9 protein-coding genes are annotated in these 21654 nt (G+C 68.6%); all 9 read left to right on the top strand.

All coding sequences use genetic code 11. From position 1 onward, the window contains the following. Nucleotides 1–139: 139 nt before the first annotated feature. The 9 genes from eccD (at nt 140) to ACFVWY_RS28095 (ending at nt 21652) form a co-directional block, all read left to right on the top strand. Nucleotides 140–1522, top strand: coding sequence for a type VII secretion integral membrane protein EccD (gene eccD / locus ACFVWY_RS28135; RefSeq protein ID WP_389877358.1), 1383 nt, complete (start codon nt 140–142; stop codon nt 1520–1522). A gap of 7 nt (nt 1523–1529) precedes the next feature. Next, on the top strand, nt 1530–3023 hold the full coding sequence (gene eccB, locus ACFVWY_RS28130; protein WP_389877356.1) for a type VII secretion protein EccB: 1494 nt from the start codon (nt 1530–1532) through the stop codon (nt 3021–3023). A 170-nt stretch (nt 3024–3193) separates the two neighbouring features. Beyond that, nucleotides 3194–3544: a hypothetical protein gene (locus ACFVWY_RS28125; RefSeq protein WP_389877355.1), complete on the top strand. Its 351-nt coding sequence runs from the start codon at nt 3194–3196 to the stop codon at nt 3542–3544. 50 nt (nt 3545–3594) lie between these two features. Beyond that, nucleotides 3595–3888 carry a hypothetical protein gene (locus ACFVWY_RS28120; RefSeq protein ID WP_389877353.1) on the top strand — a complete coding sequence of 98 codons (294 nt, stop codon included), beginning with the start codon at nt 3595–3597 and terminating at the stop codon, nt 3886–3888. Between the two features lie 13 nt (nt 3889–3901). Further along, nucleotides 3902–4363 carry a hypothetical protein gene (locus tag ACFVWY_RS28115; RefSeq protein ID WP_389877351.1) on the top strand — a complete coding sequence of 154 codons (462 nt, stop codon included), beginning with the start codon at nt 3902–3904 and terminating at the stop codon, nt 4361–4363. Between the two features lie 44 nt (nt 4364–4407). Further along, nucleotides 4408–6369 carry a hypothetical protein gene (locus ACFVWY_RS28110; RefSeq protein ID WP_389877349.1) on the top strand — a complete coding sequence of 654 codons (1962 nt, stop codon included), beginning with the start codon at nt 4408–4410 and terminating at the stop codon, nt 6367–6369. Beyond that, on the top strand, nt 6369–6899 hold the full coding sequence (locus ACFVWY_RS28105; RefSeq protein ID WP_389877347.1) for a YbaB/EbfC family nucleoid-associated protein: 531 nt from the start codon (nt 6369–6371) through the stop codon (nt 6897–6899). Before ACFVWY_RS28110 ends, ACFVWY_RS28105 begins: the two co-directional genes overlap by 1 nt. Continuing rightward, nucleotides 6892–7233, top strand: a complete 342-nt coding sequence (locus ACFVWY_RS28100) for a hypothetical protein (RefSeq protein WP_389877345.1) — start codon at nt 6892–6894, stop codon at nt 7231–7233. The genes ACFVWY_RS28105 and ACFVWY_RS28100 overlap by 8 nt, the downstream gene beginning before the upstream one ends. Before the next feature lie 25 nt (nt 7234–7258). Further along, nucleotides 7259–21652 (top strand): hypothetical protein, encoded by a 14394-nt coding sequence (locus tag ACFVWY_RS28095; RefSeq protein ID WP_389877344.1) that lies wholly within the window; start codon nt 7259–7261, stop codon nt 21650–21652. The last annotated feature ends 2 nt before the right edge of the window (nt 21653–21654 follow it).

Here is a 21654-nt window from a genome sequence, read left to right as displayed (position 1 = left end):
CGACTCGAAATCCGCGGCCCATGCCGCCGATTATCGGTTGGTCGCACGAACGTACAGTCATAACGAACTTCACGATAATGTGCACTCGTTCTCGGGTCGAATCCCGATCGGAAATACAGGCGGGAGTGAATCGCGCACCGTGGGCGACAAGACCGCCGGGCTCTGCCGGATAACCGTCAGAAGTCCGGAGAAAACCTTCGAACTAGGCATACCCGCCGATGTTCCGCTCGCCGATCTGCTGCCGGTACTCGTCGAGTACGCCGGCGGGGACCTCGACGAACAGGGCCTGGAACACGGCGGCTGGACCCTCCAGCGACTCGGAGCCGCTCCCCTCGACGAGGAGCGCACCCCGGCCGAGGTGGAGTTGCGTGACGGCGAGACCCTGTACCTGAGGGCCCGTCATGAAACGTTGCCCGAAGCCGACTTCGACGATCTCGTCGATGGGATCGGCGAGACGCTGCGCGCCCGGCCCGACACCTGGCGGCCCGAGCTGACGCGTCGGCTGCTCATCGGATTCACCATGACGGCGCTGGTCGCCGGACTGATCACCGTGCTGCTGCCGGGCGCCGCGGCGGGGCGGGCCGGAGCCGCCGGCGCGGTCGCGCTGCTGCTGGTCGCGGGTGGGCTGGCCGCCTCCCGCGCGGTCGGCGACGCGGGCGCCGGGGCGGCGCTCGGTGTGCTGGCCGTGCCCTACCTGGCCGTCGCGGGCGCGCTGGTCCCGGCCGCGGGGCATGGTGAGAGCCTGCTCGGCCCGCGGCTGCTGGCCGGAGGCGCGGCTGGAGCGGGCGCCGCGATCATCGCGCTGGCCGCGGTCGGGGCCTTCGCGCCGCTCTTCCTCGGGGCGTTCACGGTGGCGGTGTTCACCGCGGCGGCCGGCGCGGTCGCGCTGTCCGGGATGCCGATCGCCCAGGTCGCGGGGTGGCTGGCGGTCGTGATCGTACTCGCGGGCGGGTTCGTGCCCAGCCTGGCTTTCCGGTTCGCCGGGATGCGGATGCCGCCGCTGCCCTCCAACGCGGGCGAACTGCAGGAGGGCATCGACCCGTTTCCCGCCGCGCAGGTCCGCGAGCGCGCCGAACTGGCCGACCGCTACCTGACCGGCATGTACGTGGCGCTCGGACTGCTGGCCGCGGCGTGCGAGACCGCCCTGCTCGCCACCGGCGGCGGCTGGACGGCCGAGCTGCTCGCCGTGGTGCTGAGCACGCTGCTGCTCCTGCACGTACGTGTGGTCGGCGCCGTGCCGCACCGGCTCGCGATGGCTCTCCCGGGGGCGTACGGCCTCGCCCTGGCGGGGGTGCTCCGCGCCGTCGGCCTGGAATTTCCCGGGCGGCTGGAGATCACCGCCGCCTTCGCCGTGCTGGCCGCGATCACCGCGATCGCCGCCTGGACGGTGCCGGGACGGCGGCTCGTCCCCTACTGGGGCCGGATCGCCGACCTGCTGCACACGCTGTGCGCGCTGGCGCTGCTGCCGCTCGCGGTGCTCCTCGCCGGGGTGTTCGGCGCGCTGCGCGGAATCAGGGGGTGAGGGACTGATGGCGGTCCAGTCGCGCAAGGACCAGGTGCAGGCGCACCTGTACGTGATGGGGCGGCTCTCCAGCGGACTGCTGCGGGACGACCCCGACTCGCCCGACACCCCGACCGCGCGGACCTGGCGGGGCATCCGCTGGGGGGCGCTGATCGTGGCGCTGGCCTGCGTGGTCACCGTACTCTTCGGGCTGATCAAGCCGGGGGGCGGGACCTCCTGGCAGACACCGGGCGCGCTGGTCATGGTGAAGGAGACCGGCGCCCGCTACCTGAACGTCGGCGGGGTGCTCCATCCGGTGCTCAACCAGGCGTCCGCACGGCTGGTCGCCGGAGACCGGATGGCCGTGCAGCAGGTCGCGGCGGGGTCGATCGAGGACGCGCCGCGCGGCACGCCCATCGGCATCGTGGGGGCCCCGGACGGCCTGCCGGGCACGCCCGGCTCCGACGCCTGGGCGGTCTGCGCCGGAACGCAGCCGGCCGGTCCGGCGAACCGGACGAAGCCGCTGACCAGCGTGGTCCTGGCCGCTCCCGCGGACTCGGGGGACGGCCTCGGCTCCGACCGGGGTGTGCTGGTGACGGCGCCGGGGGAGGGGAGGCAACTCGTCTGGAACGGCCGCCGGTTCCGGGTCGACACCCAGCACGGCACGGAGGCGGCGCTGGGCTGGGCCGGTGTCACGCCCGTTCCGGTCAGCGCCGCGTTCCTGACGGCACTGGACGCCGGGCCGGGCATCGCCCCGCCGGAGATCGCCGGACGGGGGCGCCCGGGACCGGGACTCGCGGGCGGCGCCACCCGTATCGGCCAGCTCTTCTCGGCCGGGGGACAGCACTACGTGCTGCGTACGGACGGGCTGGCCCCGCTGACCGGGCTGGTCCGGCGACTGCTGCGCGGTGACCCGCGCACCCAGGACCAGGCATACGGCGGAAAGGCCGTGGTCGAGCGTCCGGTGGGCCCCTCCGACCTGGCGGCCCATCAGGCACCCGCCTCGGCGGCACAGCAGCTGGCGGCGGGTCTGCCCGCCCAGGCGCCGAGGGTGTCGGCGGTGGACCCGGCCCAGGAGCAGGTCTGCGTGCGGGTGAAGCCGTCCGCCGGTGGCCATACGACGACGGTGGCCCTGGTTCCCGCGGGCTCGGTCCCCGGCTCACCGCCCGACCGGGAGCCGGGGGTGACAGCGGCGTGCGTGGCGGTGGACCGGATCTGGGTGCGCCCGGGGACGGGGACGCTGGTGCGGGCCCGCTCCTCGGCCGGGACCGGCAACTCGATGTATTTGGTGACGGATTCGGGCGTTTCCTATCCGGCTACGGCGGCAGGACTGAAGCAGCTCGGGTATTCGGCGGGCGTGGCGGTGGATGTTCCGGGGCGTTTGTTGAGCCTTCTTCCGACTGGTCCCGTACTGGACCCCTCGGGGGTTTCGGAGAGCGGAGTGGTGGGCGCGGAGGTCCGAGAGGAGGGGAAGGTTCCGCAGGAGAGAACAAAACTCCGTGAACAATGCGGCACGGGATAGCGGACATCCTCAAGAAAAGCTCAAATAGAGGTGAACTCCGCTCCCTCGCTGCTGACATGAATCCCCATGATCGGATAATCTCCCGATGCAGATGAGGTTGGGGAGGGCCCTGCGACGGATGAGTCGCGCCTTCCCTCAGCCGATCAGACTCCAACTGGAGGGAGACAACGGTGTCCCAGCTCGTCAAGGATGCTGCGGCGGCCCGGAAGGCTGTCGTCGCGCTCGACACCCACTTCGGGTTCATGAAGCAGTCCGGCGGTGTCGCCGAAGGCATCAGGAGCAACGTCGCGACGCACTACAGCACGACGGACGGGTCGGCTGCGACCTTCCAGGACAAGTTCGCGGCGTGGCAGCAGGGCTACACCAAGGCCATGGCTGCCGTCGACGACGTCTGGAACAAGCTGAACCAGCAGCAGAACGTCCTCGACGCCGGTGAGGAAGCCGCCCTCCAGCACGCCAAGAGCGGGTTCGAGGGCTCCGCCGTCTCCGACGGCATCCTGGGCGTTCTCAACAACAACTGACCCCGGACCACCGATCCGGCCTCATCCGTCGCGGCAAGAAGGGGCACACCGTGTCCGGCAATATCATGATCAACTGGGGCGGTCTCGGCGACGCCACCAACGACATGCAGCAGCTCACCGCCAACATGCGCAACGCGCTGGAAGAGCTCATCGCGGGCGTGCAGGAACTGGCCAACACCGCCGAGGGCGAGAGCGCCAACATGTGGCGCGATGTCCAGAAGCAGCTGAACACAGCGATCAACGAGATGGACAACGCCTTCAACCAGGGTCACCAGACCCTGAACAACATGGGCAACACCCACCACGAGCATGACGGCCTCGGTGCCAAGGTCATGTCGGGCTGACGGGGGCTGACCCATGGCTGAGGACGGCGGCACCTACAAGATCTCGTCGGAGTTCCTGGAGAGCTTCGCGCGGGACAGGATCAACGGTCAGTTCCTGGAGCAGTTCAAGAACGACCCCTACATCCGCAGGCTGCACGACTACAGCAAGGAAGGCGGCGGCAAGGCGGTAGCGGTCCTGAAGGCAGGTGACCCGAGCTCGCCCGTCGAGCAGGTGGGGGGCCTGGAGGCCAGGGTCGGGGAGTACGCCACGTCGATCTCGCAGGTCCTGGACGGTCTGAGGGACGGGATGCTGGCTCTCTCCAACAAGGTGCTGAGCGTCAACCACATCAGCATGCAGGGCGAGGAGGACGCCAAGGACATCGCCCTGCAGTCGATGATGGACGACCTCAGGGAGCCGCTGGCGCTGTTCGGCGGCGGTGGCAGCAGCACCACACAGCCGACGCTGCACACGCAGCCGACGAACACCGGTAGCTGACCGGGGGGCCGGGCGGGGCGGGACCGGAGAGAGGGGAAGGCAGGATGGCGGTCGAGAACTGGGAGGAGGTCCTCGGGATCTTCACCGATTCCAAGTTCCCCCCGGTCAGCCGGACGGATGTCACCAAGCTGCAGTGGATCGCCGACTCGCACGTGGATCCCTGGCACTTCGAGTGGGGCGCGGTCGGCCCGCCCGGAGGGTACGAGTTCGGCTGGAACAAGCCGTGGAGCCTCAACAACTTCTGGCCCGTCAACTACCAGGTCGGCTTCAACATCAGCCCGGACCTGAAGGACCCCCTGCCCCAGGACAAGGCGGTCTACCAGTGGCACTTCCACGCCAGACAGATCCTCGGCGACGCGCTCGGGAACGGCAGCAGCGTCTTCTCGCTGTACAGCTTCGACGACGTCAGTAACACGATCAAGGGCGTCCAGCGGTATCTGGACACCTGGTTCCAGACGGTCAAGGGCTGGGCCGACGAGATCGACGTCCCCGATTCCGAGATGCAGGGCAGCGCGGCGGGACAGTTCCGCAGCATGCTCATCGGAGTCGCGAACCAGTTCACCGATCTGCACACGCAGATGATCAACCCGAGCGACCCCTCCAAGGAGGTGGACGACGCCCGGACCGCGGTCATGACGCAGCTGCAGAACCTGTACCACGTGATGTACGCGTACGGCACGGAGCACAACGCCTGGCCCGCCCAGATCCTGTCGGACCTCTTCCACGAGGAGTTCGGCGAGGGCTCCTACACGTTCAACAACGGCTGGCTGACGACGAAGACGCTCGGTGACCCGAACGCGGCGGGCTTCTGGGCCGCCTTCGAGCAGAAGGCCAAGAGCCGTTGGCTCGACCAGGTCGCCGCGAGCCTCGACCAGCCCGCGGCGGACGCGCGGGCGGCGATCAACAGTTCCTACGGCACGGCGAAGAACGCTCTCGTCCCCCTGCACAAGCCGGCCTGGGACGCCCCCGCGAGCGCCGGGAAGGGCGGGCTGAACGGGGACTCCACCACGTCCGACGCCATAGCCGATCTGCTCAAGGGGCTGACGAACCCCAAGGGCGGGGCGAGTGATCTTCCGGGCGCTGGGACCGGCGACGCGTCTCAGTTCCCGGGCGGAGAGGGCGACGGCACGTTCGGTAAAGACGGCGACGGGGCCTTCGGACCGAACGGCCCGGAGGGGGAGAACGAGGGCCCCGGCTCGACGCTGGAGGACCAGCTCAAGAATCTGAACGCCCAGGGCCCGGGAAGCTTCGGCACCGGCGATGTCACCGGCAACGGCAGCACGGGCGCGGGGAACACCGACACCGACCAGAGCACCACCGGCCCGGGGACGTTCGGCCCCGGCGGTCTGCCGAGCATCCCGCCCGGATCGGTGATCAACAAGGACGGCACGGTCACCGGCCCGGACGGCAAGCCCCTCAAGAACGGCGACGGCTCCCTCTACAAGGCCCCGCCCGGCGCGTTCCAGCAACAGCAGAAGCAGCAGGACGCACTGCGCCGCCAGGCCGAGGCGGAGCAGAAGGCACATCAGCAGCAGGCCAAGGCGCAGGAAGAGGCGCAGCGGCGCGCCGAACAGCAGCGGCGCGACAACGAGAAGGCGTTGGCACGCCTCCGCGAGAGCTCCCGGCTGTCCAGCGACTACTCCGGGCCGCGTACCAGTGGCGAGGGCGGAACGCAGCCGGGCAAGGGCGTGTTCAAGGTCCGCAACGCCGACGGAACGTTCTCCGAGTACACGAGCGGCAAGGGCGGCAAACAGAGCGTCGGTGTCGAGCCGACCGGCCGGGTCAGGACCACCTCACTGGACCCCAGCGCCAAGGCGGTCGAGGAAGCGAACGCGACCGGGCGGCGTACCTCGTCCCAGTCACCGATGATGCCGCCCCCCGGAGCAGGGGCAGGCGCCGGCGCGGGGGCGGGGCAGGAGCAGCACCGGGAGCGCAAGAGCTATCTCGATGAGGACGAGGAGACCTGGGGCACCCAGGAATGCACCACGACGGGAGTGATCGGCTGATGGCGAGCCAGAGTGGCGGGACGCGCCGCGACCACGGCGGCGTACGCGACGGTGGTGACGGGCGGGCTCCGCTGTCCGCGCGTGAGCAGTTCGAGTCGATTCTCGGCTCGACGCTCCAGGAGCAGTTCGGCGAGATGCAGCAGCAGGTCCGCGAGCATGCCGAGAAGCTGGCCTCCGTCCAGCGCGAGCTGGCCGCCCGTACCTCCACGGTGCGTTCCAAGGACCGCGCCGTCAGTGTCACCGTGGGTGCCCAGGGCGATGTCCGTGAGATCAAGTTCCACACCGAGGACTACCGGCAGATGGACCCGGTACGCCTCGGCAAGACGCTGGTGGAGCTGATCGGCCGGGCGCAGAACGAAGGCGGCGAGGCCGCACGCGAGGCGTTCGAGCCCCTGCGCGGCAAGGGCGACGAGATGCGGCGCTCGATGCTGGCCGGCACCCCCATCGAGGAGTTCCTGGCTCCGCTCCGTGAGATGGCGAAGGGCGCTGCCGAGGCGTCCAAGCCCCGGGGAAGCAGGAACGATGGCTGACGGCAATGAGCTGAAGGCGGGCGAGACGACCTGGAAGGGCATCGAGGAGTACGGGAAGCTCGGCGCGACCCTGGCCGAGACCCATGCCCACGTCGAGTCCATCAATGACCTCAACAAGCGGGGCGGTGGCGACGGCGAGGACGATTCCTCCAAGCAGTACCACGAGGTGATCGGGGTCGGCATGCCGCCCCTCACCGACAGCCTGAAGATGCTCGACATCCTGATCACCCGGCTGGGTGAGAACGGTCAGGACGTGAAGAAGCTCTTCGGCGAGGCCGAGGAACTGGCCACCCTGCTGGCCAAGGACTGGAAGGCGGCTGGAGGGGACCAGTGACGCGCACCATCGCCTGGCGGCTCCCGTGCTGACCCCGTCGCCCGAGGCGCAGACACTGCTCATGGTCTTCTCGGGCGAGAAATGGCCGTCCATCAACGAAGACCTGCTGCGCGAGGCCGCCGGCCACTACGACGAGCTGATCGGCAACTTCAGGGATCTGCAGACGTACCTCGTCGCGGTCGAGAAGTACGTCAAGGAGAGCTTCTCCGGGAAGAGCGCGGACGAGTTCGCGAAGTATGCCCAGTACCTGTCGGGAGGCGGCCAGGCCTCGATCCTGAACGCCTGCGCCGAGCAGGCGGAGAACCTCGCCAAGATCGCGAGGGACACCGCCAACCAGGCGGAGTACTCGAAGTGGATGATTCTGGGGCAGGTCATCCAGCTGATGGCCGAGATGGCGTTCGAGGCCGCGGTGAGCTGGATCCCCGGCCTGAACGCGATCGCCCACGCCAACACGGTCGCCGCGGAGATCACGCTCCGGATCGTGGTTCAGCAGGTCATCAAGGCCCTGGTCAAGAGCATCCTGATCCACACCGCCATGAGCGTGGCGATCGGCTCGGCGATGGACATCGCCGTCCAGCTGATCCAGAAGGGCATGGGGAACCGCACCGACTGGGACCTGGAGGCCACAAAGAGCGCGCTCGGGTTCGGGGCCTTGCAGGGGCTGTTCGGTGGCGTCTTCAGCCCGGTCGGCGGTGCGCTCGGCAAGCAGATCGGCAAGGCGCTCGGCAGCGACGCGACCAAGTGGCTGAGCACACAGATCGGCAAGCACCTCGACACACTGGGCGCCAAGGAGGGGGCGAAGGCAGGCGCGGGCAAGGGGCTGGCCAACTCTCTCGGCAGCATCCTCGGCGGCACCGAGGGCGAGCTGGTCAAGAACCTTGACAAGGGCACCGGCAAGCTGATCTCGGACAGCTTCGTCGACAAGGTGGGCAACGCGTTCGCCAAGTCCGGCTTCCACACCCTCGACAAGGAGATGTCGCGGGACGTCGGCAAGGCCTGGGCGAGTTCTCTCAACAAGCACTGGACGACCAGGGAATCGGTCGATGTAGTGTCCCAGAAGATCTACAACGACCTGGTGAAGGGCTTCGGTGGCAAGGTCGACGAGGCCGCACTGAAGAAGCTGTCGAACGAGATCACTTACGATGTGGCGAAGTCCGTCAGCTCGCAGGCGATGGCCAAGACGCTGACCAGGATGGACAAGTTCGGCTTCGCGGCGGGTCTGTACGGGACGTCGGCACTCGTCGACTCGGGTGCGCAGAACCTCGCCGAGGGTACGTACAACTCGATGACGCAGGGCGAGTTCACCACGAGCTGGCAGACGTTCGTGTCGGGCGTCGCGCCGACCATGTTCAGCCATGTGATGCGGCACACCGTCGTGCATCCGCTCGTCGCCCAGTCCGACTCGGGTCTCGCCAACCTGGTCAAGGGCCTCCACACGAAGGCCGACACCCTGGACAGTCCGGGTGGAGAGTTCGGGCCGTTGCTCGATCCGGTCAGCCAAGCCGTGGCAGACCCCTTGTCGAGCGACTCGGCGGTGCAGCCGCCCGCACCGCGTGGCGGGGACCTCAAGACGGAGACGGACGAGAACGCGCAGAAGCCGACGGCCCCGCCCGGGGCAACGCCCGTCACCCCCGTCGCCCCCAGCACACCGATCGTGACGCAGACACCGAACGGGCCCGGCATACAGAGGACGAACTCCCCGGTGCCTCCCCCGACCGTGCCCTTGGAGACGCCGGTCAACCCGGCGGGGACGTCCCAGAAGACGACGCAGATCCTGCACCAGGCGGCACCGCAGCAGCCGAACGCACAGAACCAGACCGCTTCTCAGACCCCGCCTCGGACGACTCCGACGTACTCAGCCTCCACGGCCGGGAACAACGCGTTCCCTCCTCCGACGACGCAGTATTCCTCACGTCCCACGGTGTCGGTCACGCCCTCGCCCGAACTCAACGACGTGCTGGGGCAGAGCCCGCTGAACTCCCGCAAGGCAGAAACAGGGACGAGCTCGTTCAGCGGGCCGGATGACATCGAGCTGCAGGAGCAGTCGACTTCGTCAAAACCGGCCAGCCCCCCGACCAGTCCCCTGGTCGGCACCAGCGACATCAACATCGATGATGATCAGGTCAGCGTCGACGGCATCAATGTCGATGACGATCAGGTCAGCGCCGACGACATCAACGTCGATGACGATCAGGGCAGCACCAACAGCCAGGATGACGACACCACCGACGACACCGGAGCCGCTGCCTCCACCACACCCCCGCCTATCGAGGTCACCGATTCCCAGGGCAACAAGAAAACCCTCCATGTCCCGGGCTTCCTCGACAACGTCGGCAGTTACGCCGACGAGGGTGAGCAGATGCCCTTCAAGGGCGCGGTCGGAGGGCATCACTCCGTTCAGCTCCACCACGACAAGGACTTCGCGCAGCTCGCCGAGGAACTGGCCGGCAAGGCCAAGGTGACCCTGAAGGAGCCGTCGGAGCTCTCTTCCGCCCTGGCGAACCAAGCGAGCACCTTCCTCGGTGACGGCCGCCGTTTCGTCGTCACGGAAGGGGGGCGGACGCGGGAACTGCGCGTCAAGGCGGTCCCCGACCAGAACGGCTGGGAAGCGGTTCCTGGCGACGCCGGCAAGATGGACAGCATCGCGCGCAACCAGCAGACCGACGGCTTCGCCGTCTCCGACTCCAGCACCGTCCAGGCCGCGTTCACCATCGCGGTCACGGGAGGCGGAGCGGCCAAGGCGACTGTCGTGCCCGCGATGGGCACCGGCCGGGATTCCAGCCTCAACACCCAGCAGCTCTCGCAGCGCGAGACCCGCAGCCACGGCCCCTCCGTCAGGCTGAGCACCAACGTGACGTACGAACTGTCCCTCCACGACCTACCTGTCGCTGATCCCACCGGCACACAGGGCACCCCCCATGCCCCGGTGCCCATCAAGCACACTGTCGCACGCGGCATGGTCGTCCAGGTTCCCGAGGCGCACGCCACCAGCAGGCGGCCCGATCCGCGTAAGGACCGGGTTCCGCTGACGTTCACGACCGAGTCCGGTGAGCGGGCGGACATCGAGCACACCGAGTCGTACTTCCACATCGACCCGATGACCGACTGGGTGCTCCAGCACACCGACTCCCCGATCGGCAGCGACAACTACAAGGCGGTCGTCAGCCACTTCTCGGCAGAGCACTTCACCCAGACCGACGGCCGAGACCCCGTCCCTCCGCTGCGTCTGCACAAGAACGACGGATCGACGGCAGGCACCGTCACCATCGGAACACCGGTGCCCAAGCGCCACTGGGTGATCGACTCCTCGGCCGACTTCGAGCTGCGTGACACGAACCAGTTCAGCGAGAAGAACGAGAGCAGCGCCACCCGTACCCATACGCTCGACGCTTCGGTGTTCGGCGGGGCCGTGACAGACCCCAGCGGATTCGCCGATGCGTTCGCGGCGCCGCGCGCCCAGGCGGGTGTGACAGCGGGCTACAACCACTCTTCCAGCAACACGTCCAACCTCGGCGGCACCGCCGGAGCCAAGAACGCCGAGCGCTCCCCCAAGGATGTCCGGACCGTGCTCGTGATGCGCGAGTCGGAAGTAACGGTCGAGGCGCCGGACGGTTCCAGAGAGACGTTCACCGTCGGCAGCCTGGTACGCATGCCGGTCGGCGAGGCCCAGCGGCTGGCAGGCTGGGACAACCAGGAGCAGTTGCGGGTCGGCAACAACGAGCCGAAGAAGCCCGCCTACTGGAACACCGGCGACAGCGGGAACGGCACGGTGACCATGCTCGGCCCCGGCCGGGCCGGCGAGATCAAGTTCGGCAAGGAGACCGTGGCCCGGGAAGCCGCGATGCGGGACGACCCGAACGAGAACACTCCGAACGGGAACGAGCGGAACGAGACCGACCAGAACGAGGGCACTCCGGACGCGAACGCCCAGAGCCAGAATCCCGCCGTTCAGAGCGCATCGGAGAAGGACCGCCGCGCGGCGGAGGAGGAACTCGTTGATTCTCTCCTCGACGACCTGAGGAGGGCAGACCCGAATCTGCCTCTGGCCACCCGCGACGAGGTGAAGAAGGCCGACCAGCAGCGCAGCTGGTTCAAGCGGCTGTTCCGTCGCGACGGGGTCTCCGTCAGAGCGGTGGCGAACACCCGGTCCCTGATGGTCGCGGTCGCCAAGCAGGGCATGGACCAGCGCATACACCAGGTGGCCACCCAGGAAGGGGTCCGGGTGCAGTTGGTCGGTTCCTCGTTCATCCGGGACCGCGGTTACACCCTGACGATCCGGGCCGATCTCGACCAGCCCACGTATGCGGGCAGCGCCCGTCGTACGACGACCCAGGCGTTCAGCGGCGGGGAGCGGTTCGACACCGCCCAGCAGATCACGCACTCCAAGAGCATCGGCGGGGAGGCGACGTTCTCGGCCTACCGGAACGAGAAGGACCAGTTCGGTGCGACTACCGGCATCGGCTCCGGAGGTGTCAACGCCCGCTTCATATCCCGGTCCACGCGGCAGGTGAAGTCAGGGGGGACCGCCACCCGCGAGGACCTTCTCGCGCCCACACCGGGCACCGACTACTACGACTTCACGGGCAGGCTGACCTTTGAGCTGGAGCGTTCGTCGTTCCCGCAGCCCCTCATCCAGGCGATCACGCTGGGCGGCTGGAGAGCGCTGGCGCGGTACGGCAGCGAGTCGCGCTTCCCGGCCGTGAAGTGGCTCTACAAGAAGAGCGGACTGGGCGGCATCGGCGAGACCCGGGAGGGCGGGCGCAGATCCGTATCCCTCACCCCGCACCCGGTCACGTTCACCTTCGGCGTGCCGGACAGCCTGTCGAAGACCGGTGAGATGCCACAAGGGGACCAGGACCGGATCGCCGGAAGGACCGAGTCCACCGTGCTGGCGGAGACCGAGACCCAGGAGCAGGACGAGATCTTCTCCAAGGGGATCACCACCGTCACCCTCGCGGCCCGGTCGGACCGGACTCTGTACGGTTCGGTACGCGATCTCATCGGAAAGACCTCCGGGAATGCCTGGAGGCTGACTGAAGCGGGCGCGTTCGTATCGGAACGGATCCGCCGGATCTTCGGGCAGCACTCCTTCACCTCCCTCTCCGACCAGGTGTTCTCACCGGGTGGTCACAGCGTGGGAAACCTGCACGACAAGGGAACGCTGTTCGCGGGAGAGGAGTCGCTCTCGATCACCGGAACGCGGCACAGCCTGAAGGTGGTGGGCGAGCCGTTCACCGCATCGCCCGAGACGAACACCGCACTGGAGCAGGCGTTCGGCTTCAGCAAGGGCGGATCGAAGGGCGGCGCCATCGGAACCACCGGCGCGGGCGGTGGGCTGCAGGCGGCCGGCGACGTGAACTTCACCGGACAGGGCGGCGTTTCCAACAACTGGCTGCAGAAGATCCGCAACTGGAACAACAGCTCGTCTGCCACCTCCATGCGTGACCTCAACCAGGTCCTGGGCAATGACCGTTGGGTCATGGTCGTCGCCGACACCGACTACCGGGTCGCGGCCCATCACAAGCCCCTGGGCCTCCTCGGCCGTCCTTTCGGGAGCTCCCGCGACGCCACGACGCATGTGATCCGCAAGCCGGGCGGCTGGGTCGGGCTGATGCGGGAGAACGACGCGCTGAAGGCGGGACTGATCGAGGACGGTCTGGGCGACGTGCCCAAGGGCGATCTGGGCAACGTGGAGTGGCAGGACCGTGAGGGTCTCGACGGGGCGAGCCGCGGTGCCTTCGCGCACAACGCCCCGCAGGACGCGGACCAGCTGAAGAAGCTCAACAAGGACCTGCGGAAGGCGGGCATCGCCGAGCAGACCGTGCACACCATCAACGCCATGGTGTCCGCCCGTTCGGCCCGTTCGGCCATACAGAGCGGCAGTGCGCTGGCCTCCCGCGGTCGCACGTCCGCGCTGGCCCACGTCAAGAAGCTGAACATCCTGGGCAAGGACGTGTCGATCACGGTCCAGCACCGGCGCGTCGGCACCCCCAAGATCGTCGACACCCTGTTCGGCGACCACGAGTTCGGGGCGGGCCGCACCACCTCGGATGACATGACGTCCTCGGCGGTGGCTTCCCCCACACACTCCGTCAACGGCGGCGAGCCGGTGCGTGGTCCGGGCGGCGCCGCCGGAATAACCGGCGCGGGCGGGGGCGGCCTCGGCGACACCAACTCCGCGACCGACTCCGTCTCCCGCGTGGTCACCCAAGTGACCACCATCCCCGGACCCAAGGCGGTGAGGGAGGCCGAGTGGGAGACCATCGTCACCGTCACCTATTCCGACGGCACCAACGTCATCGAGCCGGTGAAGTGGAACGCCACCGTCACCACGTCGGAGTCGTATCTGCTGATGGAACCGAAGGCCGCAGGTGATGCGTCGCAGACCTCGGCCACGAGTCTGCGGCCGGAATCCACCATGACGGTCGAGGCCCCGAAGGCCGGTGGTGACCCCGCGGAGCTCCTGAAGGAGACCGCGAAGAAGAACGCCCCGTCGGCCCGTAAGGGCGACGGAGGGTTCCACATCCACGAGGTCATCGGCGCGGACCAGGTACAGAACCTCGGAAAGCTGCTCGTCGCCAAGTCCCGCAGCAACGACAAGAAGCTGAAGACCCAGCAGGAGTACAAGGGCGACGCGATCGTGAAGGAGGTGAACAAGGCCGTCCGCGACAGCGACACGGTGAAATCCGGGAAATCCGGAGCCGACGCGCTCGACACCGCGCTGAACGACATCTCTCTGACCGCCGCGCTCTCCTCGGGCCACGCCCAGGACGGCCAGCACACCGTCACCGTCACGAACAACAGTCTCATCGGCGGCGTCGACACCACACTCGTGGTCGCCACACACCTCGACTTCACGTCGCCGAAGGTGCGCCGCCTCGCTGTGACCAGCCAGATAAGGTTCGACGACCTGACCGGGACCGGCGTCGGCGCCGAGATGTCCAACACCATGAGCGTGAACTCCGCGGGCGGCCCCGGCGTCAACGCAACCGTGGCCAAGAACGGTGTGACCACGGCGTCGAGCCTCCCCGTCGCCGGATTCAGCAACACCAGCGGTGAGACGCACAAGCTCGGCCAGGCGGAGCAGTCCCGGATCAACCTCAAGCCGCCCGCCGGCCACGGACACCTCTACGCCGTCCCCGCGACCTTTCATCTGGCCGCAGGTTCAAAGCACCACGTCAAGGATCCCTACGTCCCGTTCAGCACCCCGAGCGCGCTGCAGTCGGGGACGACGGAGGCGACCGTACTCGTCTGGCTGAGCGATGAGCGCGTCAAGGAACTGGGGCTGCACGAGCTGAACGAGGAGGAGGTCAAGGCGGCGAAGGCCGTGAAGCAGGCCGAAGAGGCATGGGAGGCCAATGACAAGGAGTACTGGGAGCAACGTCGCCGGACGAGTGACCTGAAGAAGGACGGGAAGGACTATGGCGCGGCGTTCGACCGGCTGAATGAGCTGGAGAAGAAGATCGCCGAGGCGGCCAAGGAGTACGAACGGCTCCGCCGTGAGACCGACAGGATGTTCCGCACTCCGGACTCGAAGGACACGGCGCCCACGTTCAACGAAGAAGTCCGCCACGATTACGGCGAGACGAAGGCCGAGGACGACTTCAAGGAGATCACGGACAAGGACGGCAACCCGGCCGCCCTCACGATCGACGGCACGACTCATCCGCTGAAGGATGTCGAGAACGACGGCAACGGGTTCTTCCATGCGCTGGCGGAGGGATTCCAGCACAGCGGGAACGAGAAGCTGCCGCAGGACAACGGCCCGGAGCTGCGCCGCGTACTGGCCGGGCAATTGCGTGCCAAGGCGGACGAGACGAAGGAGAACGCCGGGGCGTCGGCGGATTCGTACTTCTCGCATCTGGCGAAGGAGATGCTGCCCGACCTCACGGACGAGTTCAGCGAGGACGACGTGCGCGAGGCGGGACTGGGCAACCTCGTCGACGATCCGTCCAGCAAGGCCGGAAAGGAATACCACGACCGCAAGGCTGTACCGCCGGGTAAGGCCGCGCTGACGGAACAGCAGCGCCTCACGCTCACCTCGCGGTCGGCCGGCCGGGAAGGTAACCGTGAAGAGCTGACCGACCACGGCACGGCGGACTACTACCCGGCGCTGGCGGCTGCCTTGTGGAAGGTGCCGGTGACCGTCGCGGACGGCAGGAAGCTGCTGACCTTCATGCCGGACGGCAGCCAGGCGGAGGCCGGGGACATGCGGCGGGGTGTCATGCTGCACCGGAAGGACGGAACGTACCGGTACGTCGACCAGCACTCGACCGTCACACCGGAGGCGGTGGGGCAAGAACCCTCTCCGCAGACGGGACCGCAGGTCCAGGCAGCCAACGAGGCAGCCAATGAGACGTCCAACGGGACGTCCAGCCGGATGTCGAACCGGAGCGAGGACCGGTCCGAGAAGGCGGCATCCTCCCAGGAGCCCCCGGTCACGACGGAGGAAGCAGAGCTCAGCGACCCGAATGCCGGCCACACGGTCTCCCAGGACATCTTCGAAGCGCTCAGATCACCCGCCCCCGACGCGGAACTCTCGGATCTTGCCGCGAAGCTGGATATTCCGGCCGCGGGCATCGTCGCGTTCGAGCAGAGGCTGAAGAACCTGGGCATCGCCCGCGCCGACTGGTATGCCCTCGACGGTCACCTGGCCCGCAACGGCTCCTCGCTCGCCGCACTGGCCGAGTCGGGCGACCCCGCCCGCATCCGCGAGGCCGTCGTCGACTGGATCGCGGAGCCCGTCCACACGCCGTCGTCGGCGGTCCGGTACGCCGCGGCACTCTACGGCGGAATGTCGCCGCATTACCTGGAACGGCTCCTGCGGCAACACGGTCTGCACGACGCGTACGGGCTGACAGAGGCGATCACGGGCACCACAACGCCGGGATCCGTCACCCAGACCGCTGACGTCGTCCAATGGTTCGCCACTCACGGCGACGAGATCGCGCACCTGCGGGACTGGCAGGAGACCCGACGGCTCCATGCCGCCATGAACCACCTCTCCCTCACCGCGCCGGACGCCAGCGCGGCGCACGCCACGGCGACCGACGGGCCGCAGCTCGCCGCCTTCCGCGACTGGTACGCCGACAACGGCGGGGACGGTCACCTGGCCCGGTCCACCGACGAGCAGGTGCGGGACGCGGTCGCGCGCTGGTACCTCGACAACCGTCGGCACCTCGGAAACCTCCCCGCCGACATCGACGCACACGCACTCCTGCGCCTGGGCCAGGCCGCCGAGGCCGAGGGCACGACCGCGCAATTCCACGAGAACGTCACGCACCACCTCGCCGAGGGCAGCCTCGCGGATGCCATCGCCCTCGCCGACGCCCTCGGCCACGCCGCAGGTCTCGGCGAAGTCGACCTGCTCACCCGGGCGCTGGGAATGGACGCGGGAACACTGCGGCCCTTCGGGAAGATGCTGGGGCGCCGTCTCACCCAGCACGCCGCGGCCCCCGGGGCGATCCAGGCGGCCGTGGACGCCTTCCGTGTCGACCTCGCACATCACGGCTTCACCACGGCCGACCTCCCCACGTTCGCCATGGAAGGGGACAGCCACGCGAAAGCCGACCCGATGGGGGCCGAGGAACTGGACTCCTTCGCCCGCTACCTCGCCCACCAGAAGACCCTCGGAGCCACCCCGCACGCGGCGGTCCGGGCTTGGCGCGAGCTGCCCGCCATCGAGGCGTTCGCCTACGTCGAGACCTGGCGCGGGAACGACACCGCCGAAGGGAGGAACCTCGGCACCATCGACGTCCTGCCCCCGAGCGCACAGGACTACGACCTCCTCGGCTACCTCGGACCCAACAGCCTCCGCGCCTTCCGGGTGCAGCGCGTGGAACTTCCCAACGGCGACATCCGCTCCGACGTCGTCATCCCCATCAAGCTGCTCCACAAGCCCGGCCAGGAACACCTCGTCGACGCCGCCCACAAGGTCGCCCAGACCTCGCTCGACCGCTACCTCAACGCTCCCCGCTACCGTCTTTCCAACGGTGATCTGCTGCACGTCTCGGTGGAGTTCACCGATGCAGAGGTGACCGTGGAGCGCTGGCCGAACGGTGTGCTGATGAGCCCCCGTGACGGTGTCCACCTCGTCGATCTCTCCTACGAGCCCGGTGGACGCATGGAGGCACGGGACTGGAAGCTGCCCAGTGACAACCTCTCCGTCTTCGCCCATGAACTGACCCATCTGCTCGGCCCGTGGGACTACTACCGGGAGCACGCGAACGGGCTGCGCCCCGTCTACCTCGACCGGGCTCTCATGGGCGGCCCGGTCTTCGGCGACCGCTTCGGGAATGTCGCCGTGGGCTCGCTCCAGAGCATTCAGGACCGGCTTCACAACCAGCGGTTGATGCCGCGCGACCTCCGGCTGCTCGGATCGGTGATCGAACAGACCTGGAAGAGCGCGGGGAACAACTCTGCCCCGCACGACGCACTGCGCTCCGAACTGCCGCTCCACGTGGCCGAACGGGTCCTTCGCGGAGACCCGTCCACCGGCAGGGCCGGGCACCTGGCACCCCTCGGCACCAGCGGGCGGACACGTCCGGAGTCCCTCGGCGCCATCAACCCCAACGGCACCTACCGCGCGGCCGGGGGAGGGCCCGGCAACGAGCCCCTCATGATGTTCCCCGACCACTGGTCACTGGAGGAGGCCGCCGAAGCGGCCATTCACGTACACCGCGACCAGCTGCGTTACGGGAACGTCGGCCCGGACGGCGCTTTCGAAGGTGTCCACCACGGCGTACGCATCCGCGGCCACGCCCGGCCCGACGGCACGATCACCCACTTCGAGCCGTCGGAGTGGCAGGGCGACCTCGCTCCCCGCCCGTTCGCCGACCCGGCCGTCGAACCGCGGGCGATCCCCTTCGCCGAGGGCGGTGAGCCGACATCCACCCACAAGCTGTGGGACTTCATCGAAATCGGCAACCGTTCCCGCGGCATCGGCGGACACATGCGCTCCCCGAACGACACGGGCCAGAACCCCCCTGGCAACGGCACAGCTCCGACGAGAAAGGCCGTGAGCTACGACCTGTTCACCGACGCGAGGTTCCGCACCGGAGCCCGCCGCGCCGCCGCCTTCGCCCTCGAACTCGGCCAGGACGCGTACAACCAGGACATCCACTCGATCCTGACCTCCCCCGGGCCTGCCGTCGCGGTCCACGACGGCGTAAGCAGCCTCAACACCGTCTTCCCGGACGAATGGCGGACCAGGGAGATGGACGACAGGCTCCGCTACGCCCACTGGGAGGCTCTCAGCTCCGGCAACTTCACCGTGCTGCCGTCCGGGGGCTACATCTGGCACGGCGCGTACGACGGCGTCCCGGTCCACGGGCAGGTCCTCGACGGCGCGCACCAGTGGATACGGCCCTCCTGGCACCAGCCGCAACCGGTGACTCAGGAAAGCCACCAGGTGCTGGCCGAGACGAAGGGCGTTGAGTTCCAGACCGGCGACGGTGCGCACTACCGGATGGACCGGACGCTGTTCACGAACGGTGAGCAGCAGGCGACCCTCGTCCGCGTGCTTCACGTGTCGCCCGAGGCCAGTGCGAGCATGCAGGCCGAGACGGTGCGCAGCACCCCGGTGAACCTCGGTGAGATACACGGTCTCGGCCCGGCACGCCTCGTATTCGAGGTCAGGCCCGGCGACACGGAGAACGGCGCCGACACCGATCTGCTGAACCACGCGGCCCTCCACGGCATGGGGAACGCCCGCTTCCTGCTCGGCCCCGGATACGACGCGTTGAAGCTGTCCGCCCCGCGCGTCCTCGGTACGGACCAGTGGATGCCGCCTGCCGGTCAGCCCAACGACCCGGCCTGGCGGGCCCATACGGCCGCGGTGCTGGACCGCCATGGACCGAACGCGTTGCGTCACGAGCCCGGTGCCGGTCCTCTCGTTCAGATGCACACCGCTCAGGAGCTGGCACCCCACGCCGACCGCGAACGCACCGAAAAGGATCTGACCGGAGCCACCAGCCACCTGTTCCACGCCGACGCCGGGAAGACCCTGACAGTCCCCGAGAGCCTGCGGGAGGAGTGGACGCCGGACCGCGTCCGTCTGGCCGCGTTGCAGTACTCCTCGTACGGGCGCCCCGTCGAAGGGCGTTCGACTCCCCACGCCGTGGTGCTGGAGGCGTTCCCCGAGCCGGGCGTCCGTCTGGAGATCCACCACGAGCTCGGCGCCGACGGCATGTGGAAGATCGCCGACTACACGATCCACCCGGACGAAGGCACGGAACCGCCGCAGCTGTGGCAGCCCGACGAGGAGCTGAAGAGCGCCGCGGCCGGGATGGACGTCGACCCGGGACACCTCTTCGTCCTGAGCGAGAAACTGGGCCTGAGACCCAGGGAACTGACCAGTGCGGCGGCGCTCCTGCGCGGCCTCGCAGACCCGGATGCGGTCATCTCCGAACTCCAGCTGCTGGCCGCCAACATGGGATTCGGTGATGCGGAACAGCTGACTCAGCAGATGAGTGCGCTCGGCATCGGCGTCGAGCACTGGTGGGATCTCGCGGCCCATCTGCGGAGCAGCGGCCACACCGTGCCCGACCTGATCCAGGCGGGGCCTGGCAGTGACCTGGCCGCGGCCTGGGAGCAGCGGAAGCAGGGACCTGTCCGCCGGGACATCGTGACGCGGGCCCTCGCGCTCGGCGTCCATCCACGGCGGCTGGAGATGGTGATGAACGCGGCACTGATCAACGATCCCGGAGTGTTCGCCGGGGAGGACCCTAGATCCTGGGACGGGCTTACGCCGCAGCAGATCGCCGAGCAGCGATTCGGGGGGACCACGCGCGGAGATTTCGACGGGATGGCGGCGCACCTCGGGATGGTCTCGCCGCCGCTGAGCGCGTGGGCCGCGTTCGACGGGTGGGTCAGCGCCTCCGGGGACCGTGCACCCCGCGGATGGGAGGAACTGACGCATGCCGTGGCGCTGTGGCGGCTCGGGCGGCACGGCCCGGCGGACGGCCTGCCCGACGGTTCGGACCCTCGCCCGCTCGCCCTCCTGGTCTCGTCGCTGAACATCATCCCCGCGTACGCCCGCATCTACATCGAGGGGCCCGGCCGGATGGCTGGTCCGCTCCCGATGACCATGGACCTGGACCAGAGGCACAAGGCCGCCCGTAAGGCAGCCAAGGCGTTCTACGACCCCGCGTGGAACGGCACGCCGAACCCTCTCAGCGTGCTGGGCATGGCCGACACGCTCGGCATCGACCCCCGCCTCCTGGCCCGGATCCCGGAGCTCGCCATCCCTGGCAGGGGGACTGTCTCGAAGCTGGTCTGGCACGGCAACCCGTTCTACGACGCCGAGCTGGTGCGGCAGAGCCTCGCCGAACTCAGGCTCGTCCCGGGTGACCTGGCCTGGTTCCAGGACCTCGTGATGACGGACAGGGACATCAGGGACTTCTGGAGCTACGTGGAGGAGCACCGGGCGAACGACACCGAGCTGGCGGGGCTGTGGGACGGGGACAGGCAGAAGGGACCGGCGGCGGCTCTGAAGTGGGCCGTGGACAGAGCGGTGGAGAAGAAGGGGTTCGCCTCACGTCCCCCGACGGCGCGGGAGGGCGAGCCGAGTGACGGCGCGGCGCGTCACTCGTCCGCGGTGAATGGCCCGCCCGGAGCCGAACCGCCCGGCACCCGTCCGCCCTCCGCGCAGGGAACGCCGCTGCCCGACACCCTGCTGGCCCTGACCAGACAGCTGAGTACCACCAGCGCCGATGACAGGACGGGACTGGCCGACGCGGACCTGTTCCAGGGTGCGGGCCCCGCCGCTCGCGACATGAGGCTGGGTGCCTTCCGCACGGCGGTGATCCAGGCCGAGACCATCGTCGACGTGGACGAACGGGCCGCGCACATCGCCTCGGACATCAAGGCGAACCAGTACCTCACCGATGGCAACACCAGGACGGCGACCGCCGCGGTCTTCACCACCTACGCCACCGCGGGCACCGGCCTCGCAGCGACACCGCTGGAAGTGTTCGCCGCGATCGGCGAGGCTGAGGTGAACCCTCGCTTCAACCTGACGGAATGGCTCCGCGAGCGCCACACGGACGACGGCCCCGCGACGGTGCCGTCCGTGGCGGACCTGGAGGACATCAGTGTCGTGGCAGGACAACTCGCCGTGATGGACGCCGAGTTCCAGCGCATCCACCGACAGTGGCGTGACTACCTCGTGAACCATCCGACGGAGTCGGAGGAGACCGCCCACGAGGGGTTCATGACCGAGCTGTTCGGCCAGTCGGAGGCGGACTACGACCTGTGGTACGAACGCGAAGTGCTCGCACGGGCGATCGGCCTCATCCGTCCTGGCGGGAAGTCGGGATTCCTGGACACAGTGGCCGGGAGACGGGCCCCGTTGGACAACGACGAAACCCTCGTCGAGGAGATCGAGCGCCTTATGGGAGTGCTCGGGCTGGACGAGTGACC

The organism is Streptomyces sp. NPDC058195 (assembly GCF_042883525.1).
In the GTDB taxonomy this organism is placed as follows: Bacteria; Actinomycetota; Actinomycetes; order Streptomycetales; family Streptomycetaceae; genus Streptomyces.
The sequence above is the reverse complement of the archived record's forward strand: the minus strand, read 5'-3'. Positions and strand labels throughout refer to the sequence as shown.